2 protein-coding genes are annotated in these 8,403 nt (G+C 43.8%); both read left to right on the top strand.

Annotated elements, in window-relative coordinates:
- Positions 1-2,317 (top strand): discoidin domain-containing protein (locus AC1DWN_RS21565; RefSeq protein ID WP_477560958.1); only part of this gene is annotated, 2,317 nt, incomplete at its 5' end.
- A gap of 408 nt (positions 2,318-2,725) precedes the next feature.
- Positions 2,726-8,134: a discoidin domain-containing protein gene (locus AC1DWN_RS21560; RefSeq protein WP_477560957.1), complete on the top strand. Its 5,409-nt coding sequence runs from the start codon at positions 2,726-2,728 to the stop codon at positions 8,132-8,134.
- Positions 8,135-8,403: the final 269 nt, after the last annotated feature.

Here is an 8,403-nt window from a genome sequence, read left to right as displayed (position 1 = left end):
AGCTCATACAGGTCCAATCTATAGCTACTTTGTCGATCCCCATTTCTCCGCTGATTTATGGGCAGAGAGAGCAAAGAGACAAGGGCATTCATTAGTGTCGGTTGAAGCGCTGCAACAAAATTATTACTGGCCGTCCAAATTTGCGGATCCGAACCATGACCGGCAAAAATATCTTCCGAAGGATGAGAATGGTCAAGTTGTAGATGGATTGAAAAAGTTTGAAGAAGCAGTAAAACGTTATGGTATGAAATTTGGCTTGTATTATGCAACCGAGGGTGGAGGTCTACAGCACAGGTCTACAGATGTGTTTGTGCAAAATGTTGAGGATCTTATTTTGCGGTATGATCCAGCATACCTTTACTTTGATGGTCCCCAAGCCATGCCTGATGCCAATTTTGACGTAATGTTCAGTATGGTGCGCAATTATAACAATGACATTATTATCAACTCCAATGCATGGGGTGAAGAGTTCGGCGACCCAGACTTAAGAACTGCCGAAGCAAGCCATATTTATGAAAACACAGGAGCCAATCATCTTGTGAAACGTACTCCTATGGAGCCATGGAAGTCTGTTCACACCAAGAACAACTATACGCCATACTATGCGAAACGCGATGATTACCGTCAGGTTGCTAAAGAAATGATCATGAATGCCGGCAGAGGATATGTGGACAACAATGACCAAATGCCTATAATGAGCCGTGGAGTGAACTGGGATTCTCCGGAGGATGTTGCAACAAGATATCCCAAAGCGTTTCAAGAGTTTATCGATGTTCGAGAAGGGCTTGCAAGTTGGTTCGCACCCATAGGCAAGCCAGAAAGACACGAGTCCACAACCGGCACAATGCCCTATTTCTTGTCAGGCTATGGCTACGAGGATGAGGGAAATGGAAACTATGATAAGTTTGCTTTCCCGAACAGCACGACAGGACCGCAATGGGGGTATGCAACCTATCGGGACAACATTATCTACCTACATATTATGAAAGGCCCTGACAGCAAAGCAGGATTTGGTGCGATTGCTGACAAGGTATTAACGATTAGCCCAGTTAAAGATTATGTGACAGCTGTCTCCTGGCTAAACGAGGATGTTCCGGTAACCTCATTTGAACAAAACGGCGATAGTCTGACCATCGATCTAGCTGCTATTCAGGAGGATCCCGTTGATACGATCATCAAGATTGTAACAGACAATGCTGATCGCAAATACACGCTTACAAATGTCGTTGTAACGGGTAAACAGTTAACCGCTTCGTCGCTCCAAGTGAATGTTGAAGGATATATGACCTTTCCTGCGCTTAAAGCTAAGCTAATCGGTATCGAATACATTAGCGCGGATACTGGGATTGCGACGGTTAACGGCAGCGGTATCGTGACACCGGTATCGAACGGAACAACGACCATCACGGTAAGTGGTAGTTACGATGGGGTAATTAAACAAGATACGTTTAAAGTGACGGTAAAAGACGGCAAAGTTTATTGTGGCGAAACGATGATAGGCGCGACTTTAAAGATTAACGGAAAAGAAGCCTATAGTGAGCACGGTACAGTAGAAGGACTAAGCTATCAAATCGAAGGAAGATCGTCGAAAGGCGGACCCATCGGGCTTAATGGGGCACAGATTCAATGGCATGGCGGAATTATCGATCTGAAAGCGGGCGATAAATATAAGCCTGTTGCGATCCAAGAAGTGAATACGTTTACTTTTAATTCCGATAAAATCATAACGCCTTATGTAGAACAAGCTATACGAGGAGTCGTGTGGGCCGATGTAACGGTAGAGGGCACAACATTCACGACAAATCGAGTGTTTTTGGACCTGTTACCGCACCAAAATCTTACAAAGACCGCTGAAGTAACGGCTAGTCACGAGCAAGCTGCAGTCGTTCATCTGGTTGATGGCAAAGCTATTGACGGCATTCATTTTGATCAATCCAAGTGGTCGGTGCCAGCGGGTGAACAGGCGTGGATTCAATTCAAGCTGTCGGTAAAGTATGACATTGTAGGTATAAATATTCATTTTAATTCATTAGAGCAAAGCTATATCAACACACCTAAAACAATCGACATTGAAACGAGCATTGACGGTATGGAGTGGAAGGATGCAGGCACAGTTAACGGCCCGATGGGCGAAGCGTATTTCGGATTCTACACGCCATATCCGTTAATCGCCGAAGCGCAGTATGTGAGACTCAACTTCAACGGTGGATCGAACGGTTCAACGATCGATTTGCTCGAAGTGGCTATAAATGGGATCGACAAGTCCCATTTGTTCGACAGCTTCGACAATGTGTATAAGCCGATTGATGCGACATAGACATTCTTGATCTGGCAGCTATTGCTAGATTGATATTGGGATAACAATGAATGGGGGGAGGCTCAGTGCCTTCCCCTTATTTTTATGGTCCGTAAACTACTAAAGGATTTACAGTAGATCCCAATCTTGCAACATGTTCGTAATAGAGTCTCAAAAAACAGTGAAATCCGTTCTTTTCAGAGAACGTCAATTTAGAAATATTAGAGGAAATTGTACTTTTTCGTGTATTCAGATTTTTAATCGCTTGTTATTATCAGGTTGCAAAGGAAGGTGTCTTCACTGTCCGTGTAAGCGTTCTCTCTGGAGTGAGTGATACGAAACGTATCGGAAAAGAAGGTGGTTGGGCAAATCAACGAACCATTATGTGGAAAAGTAGGTTAACCATGAAAATGAAAAGAGGGATTGAAAATGAAACTGAAAAAGCCTGTGAAAAAAGTAATTTCTGTTGGAGTAGCGTTATCCATGATAGCTGGAATTTTCACTTTTGGACCCAATGCTCCACGGGCATATGCACAGCAGGCATCAGGAAGTGCCCCGTTTATTAATAGCTGGCTGTTAGCGGGTCCTTATGATACAGCAGTTGCGGATGAAATCTATGGCACGGTCATTCCGGAAAATAGAAATGTTGCGCCAACGGCGAAAATTACAGCTTCATCGGCGACTTTTGCATCCAATCCTCCTGCTTTCGTTGCTGACGGTAGCTCGAGAAATCAGTGGGTAACTGAAAATGACAATGCACCATGGTTGAATTTCAAGTGGGAAACACCGATTAAAATTGGTGCTGTAACGATTGCGCAGTGGGGAGATGGCAGACATGTCAATCAGTATTATCACCTCACATTTAAATTTGACGATGGAACAACATCGGACACGATTAGAGTGGACAGTACGTCTGGCGATGCAGGTAAACCAACTATTTTCACGCCGAGTACTACCCTTCAAAATGTTGTGGAAATGAAGGTTGAAATCGATAAAGGGAGATCACCATATCCCAGTATTACAGGGGTTAGTGAGCTGGAAGTATATGAAACTTCACTATCGGATCCTTCAAGCGCAGACAGACCGATAGACGGAAACTGGGCTAGAACGGCTGCAGCGACTTCAAGCTCCACTTGGAAAACTGGCCCTGATGCTTTCCCAGGGGGAACAGATTCCGCTTCAAAGTTGCCAAAGTTTGCTATTGACGGCGATAAGAATACGGAGTGGATTTCACAAATGCATGATACTGGCGGCGCACCATCCTCTTGGCCGAATTGGGATCCTACACCGACGTTATATTTGACATGGAAGCAACCTGTCAAGGTGAAGCAAATTGAGGTGTTTGACCGACACAATACAGCTTGGCCGGCCAATACATCGGATGTTCAGAAGGTGAATTACACGCTAAAAGGTGCAAATAATGAAGTATTGGGGACGGGTACAATCACCAATATTGATCCATTGGGAAAGAACCCTGGTGTAGTAACGCTTGAACAGGCTGTGAACAATGTTTCAAAGGTTGAACTGTTGATTGTACATGACGGGCAGAAAAATTTAAAAAATGTCGGTCTAGGTTTGACTGAAGTTAATGTATTTGACGGCGATGGGATTGTTGAAATCGTAGATCCAGAACCGACAGCTCATATTATACCGAAAATCGGCGAATCCTTGACTAGCCAGAATTGGGAATATTTCGATGATCGGATTTGGAATAGAAACTACGATGATTACCAAGATTTATATGGCTATTACACAGTGAAAAAAGGTATCGATACACAGAATAAGTTTGTATATGCCAATACCTATGTGTACAGCCCAAATGCACAAAATGCTCAGTTTAGGTTTGGTTCCAGCGGTGTAAACCGCTTGTTCGTCAACGATATTGCTGTAACTAAACCATCAGTAGCTGCCGAAGTACAAAAGGATATGACAATAGCGAACATTAAATTAAAAGCAGGCTGGAATAAAATTCTATTACAGATAAAGCATAGCTTCACCGAGGATCTGAATGCTAACGGCGTTCCGATTGCGCAGGATGCGAATGTATCTTATCTAGGATTCTACGGTCGAGTGACTGATATCAATGGCAATAAAATCGACAATCTTACTTATTCCGTTACAGGTGAAAGTGAAACATTGTCGATTGCTACGCAAGGATTAAGCGCCAATGATGTGGCTCAAGATAAGGAATTGCCGACGAATATCCTTCCGAAAGGGTATACAGAATGGCCGTATGTTTGGAATAAATCGAACTATATGGCAAAGCATGGCTTAGCTGCTTCAGCATTCCAGTTTATGKCTAACGGCGGAGAGCCGGGGTATGTATGGACTATAGCAGATGGTGCTCTTCCAGATGGATTAACGTTAAAAACGGACGGCACGGTTGATGGATTTGTTGATGCAGTAGCTCGCATTTATTCCTTTACGGTTAAAGTGACCGACAGAACCAATGCTACAGCAACAAAAGAATTTGAGATTGAAGTAAAAGAGCGTCCTAATAAGTGGTTTGAAGAAGGACGAGTTTCAGCACTCAGTCATACAGGCCCTATATACAGTTGGTTTGTAGACCCGAATTATTCGATAGACCTTTGGGCACAGCGAGCAAAGGCACAGGGACATTCTCTTGTTTCTGTGGAAGCATTACAGCAAAATTATTACTGGCCATCCAAATTCGCAGATCCTAAGCATAGTCGTAATCTGTATATGCCTAAGGATGAGAACGGGAAGGTGAAAGACGGTCTCAAGGCTTTTGAAGAATCGATAAAACGCTACGGGATAAAATTTGGCTTGTATTACGCAACGGAGGGCGGCGGTTTGCAGCATTATTCCACAGACGTGTTTGTACAAAATGTGGAGAATCTCATTCAACGTTATGATCCTGCCTATCTATATTTTGATGGTCCTCAGGCAATGCCTAATGCTAACTATGATGTGATGTACAGCAATGTGCGCAATTATAGTGATGACATTATTATTAATGCCAATGCATGGACGCAAGAATATGGAGATCCGGATCTTAGAACTACCGAATCAAGTCATATCTTTGCAGGTGGTGGCGGTTCCAACCTAACAAAGCGGACAATTGCAGAGCCTTGGAAATCAGTTCATACGCTTAATAACTATACGCCGTATTATGAAAAACGTGATGACTATAGACAGGTTACGAAAGAAATGATTATGAACGCTGGTCGTGGATTTGTCGATAATAACGACCAAATGCCAATTATGAGTCGAGGCCCGAACTGGGACAGTCCAGAAAATATTGCAACTAGATATCCGAAATCGCTGCAGGAATTTATTGATGTTCGCGAAGGGCTTGCCGCTTGGTTTGCCCCAGAAGGCAAGCCAGAACGACATGAATCTACAACTGGAACGATGCCGTACTTCTTGGATGGCTTCGGATATACGGACGACGGAAAAGGAAATATTGCAAAGTTTGAAAGCGGCAAAGGTCCTGATTGGGGATATGCCATGTCCAGAGACAACAATATTTATCTACATCTGATGGAGGGGCCAGATGGGAAAAAAGGTTACAGCGGAAATTCACTTACGATCAGTCCTGTGAAAGATACCGTTACACATATTTCTTGGCTCAATGAAGACGAATCTTTAAGTTTTACTCAGACTGGTGAAAGTGTAACGGTTGATTTAACTGGCGTTTCACGCGACCCCGTGGACACGATTGTGAAGCTAGTTACCGACAAGCAAGAGCGGAAATACAAGCTTACAAATTTAATTACAACTGGACAACAAGTAACACCTGACACGCTACAAGTTAATGTGGAAGGATATATGCAGTATCCCGCATTGAAAGTACGTTTCGAGCAAGGTAAGCTTACGTTCAATAGCAATCAACCGAATATTGCATCGGTTGATGCCAGTGGCGTTGTTCAGGCAATCGCTGATGGAAATGCCGCTATTACGGTAATTGGAATCTATGATGGCGTTGAACAATCAGGCGTTCTGAATGTTACTGTTCAGGATGGCAAGGTGTATGTCAAGGACACGATGATCGGCGCGTCTTTATGGATTGAAGACCGAGAAGCTTATGGGGAATTCGCTAGCTATGATCAAATGGATTACAAGCTGGAAGGACGTTCTTTGAAAGGCGGAGCAATTGGGCTTCATGCGGCAACGATCACGATGAAATCAGGTATTGTTAATCTGAAAGGCGGAACAGTATATGAGCCGATTTCGATTACAGAAACCGATATTGTTACCTTTGCTAATGGCAAAGTCGTTCCAAAACCTGTGTCAGAACTAACGAGAGCCGTGATTTGGGCAGAGGTTGAATTGGACGGAAAAATCGTTACATCCAACCGAGTTTTTATGGATCTTCAGCCATTTGGGAATGTGGTTAAGGGAGCAGAAATTACAGCGAGCACCAGTCAAGGAATCTTTACACCAGATAAAGTTATTGACGGCAAATTAATTGAAGGTGCGTCAACAGACAGCTCCAAATGGTCAGTACCTGGTAATGCTCAATCATGGATTTCCTTTAAATTACAGCATGAAGCCGATATCAAAAACGTGGCAATCAACTTTAATACGTTGAACCAAAGCTACTACAACACTCCGAAAAAGATGGACATACAGATCAGTGAAGATGGTGCAAACTGGCAGACCGTCAGTACAGTTACTCCACCGACCGGCGGCGCTTACTTTGGTTTCTCTACTGTTTATGCAGTAGAAGGAATATCGAAGTACGTAAGACTATTGTTCCCGAATGGCAGTAATTCCGCTAACCTTGATCTGCTTGATGTGGCAATCAACGGAATAGCCATAGAAGAACCCGTCCTGGTTGAAAAAGGAGCATTAAGTGATCTCATTGCTAATTCGGAATTATTGTACACGAACGAAGCAGATTACACAGCAGACACATGGGCAGCACTTCAAGTAGCTCTTGCAGCCGCAAAAGCAATGGTAGCGGACGTAGCTGCTACGCAAGTACAAGTAGATGAAGCGGCAATTGCGTTAAGTGAAGCAATGGCTTCGATGAAAGCTGTCGAAGCCAGCTACAGCCTAATTGCTACGGGAGACGCCAGCGTCATTGCGGGCGAGTCTTTTGATGTGACCTATGTCTTGAACAATGTTGCAGAAAGCGTTTATGCACTGGATCAAACGATCCATTATGATCCGTCCCAAGTAGTATTGCTTTCAGTCGATGCCTTGCAAAGTGGATTTTCGATCGTAGGAAAGAAAGATGGAGAAGGTGAGGTTCGAATTCTGATGGCAAGTGCGGGGTCCGGAAGTGCAATAAAGCACACGACTCCTGTATTGAAATTGAACTTCAAGGCCAAAGAGGCTGGCCAAAATGTAACGAGCTCCATCTTCTTAACCGACGTAGYTGTTGCGGGTGCTGGCGGAATCGAAACGACGGTGAGTAATGGCTCCGCCTACACGATTCAAATTATTGCAGTGGATAAAGCGGCATTGCAAGCGCTTATTACTAGCACGCAAGCATCACATGATGCAGCGATAGAAGGAGCTGGAATCGGTCAGTATCCAGTAGGTACGAAAGCGATATTGCAAGCGGCAATTGATAGCGCCAAGGCAGTAGCGGGTCAAGGCGGTGCTACTCAGGTGCAAGTGGATCAAGCGATAGCTCAACTACAAGCAGCGTTGGAAGCATTTGCAGCTTCCGTAAATGTAGCGGCTCCTGGTGACCTGAACGGAGACGGTAAATTCAGCATTGGTGATCTCGCTCTCGTCGCAGCAGGCTATGGAAAGACTTCTGCTGATGCGGACTGGAGTATGTATGAAAAAGCGGATGTGAAAAAGGACGGAAAAATAGACATCGAGGATCTTGCAGCTATTGCTAGATTGATATTGGGCTAACAACGAATGGGGGGAGGTGCAATACCTTCCCCTTATGTTTTATCGTGCTGTAGAGCCGAATTTCGTGATACTTTCAATTCGAGTTTCAAAAAAAGTGAAATTCGTTCTTATTAAAGAACCTTAATTGAGAAATATTAGAGGAAATCGTACTTTTTAGTGTATTCAGATTTTTAATCGCCTTGTTATTATCAGGTTGAAAAAGAAGCTGTCTTCACTGTCTCTGCAAGCGTTTTCTCCGGAATAGTGATACAAAATGTATCAGACAAGGA

It is taken from the genome of Paenibacillus sp. P4_A7 (assembly GCF_056402455.1).
This window is presented reverse-complemented; position numbering and strand designations above follow the sequence as displayed.